This is a genomic window from Bacillus sp. SIMBA_074 (assembly GCF_046534555.1).
GTDB classification, from domain to species: domain Bacteria; phylum Bacillota; class Bacilli; order Bacillales; family Bacillaceae_G; genus Bacillus_A; species Bacillus_A mycoides.
In genome coordinates this window covers 1-268 of record NZ_JAWRYM010000594.1, presented here as the reverse complement: position 1 = coordinate 268, position 268 = coordinate 1, and the positions used below count along the sequence as shown (strand labels likewise).

Here is a 268-nt window from a genome sequence, read left to right as displayed (position 1 = left end):
AGATGAGTTCAAGCGTATCAATGATGGCATCGGCCACCGGGCAGGCGACGACCTACTCAAACAGATGGCAACTCGGCTGAAAGCGCTGGAGCAGCAAGGCTGTACGATTGGTCGTTTAAGCGGCGATGAGTTCGTGCTGATTATTGACGGGCTGGACAACGATAAACTGAAGGCCGCCGAGAAAGCGGAGTTCTTTGCCCAACAGGTAAATCATACCTTAACGCAATCGTACTGCCTCAATGGCCACCATCAATACCTCAACGTCAGC

General features: G+C 52.2%; 1 protein-coding gene. It reads left to right on the top strand.

The annotated features are described in order from the left end of the window. The coding region (locus tag SB773_RS32115) for a diguanylate cyclase domain-containing protein (RefSeq protein WP_410594399.1) at window positions 1-268 on the top strand (268 nt) is incomplete at both ends.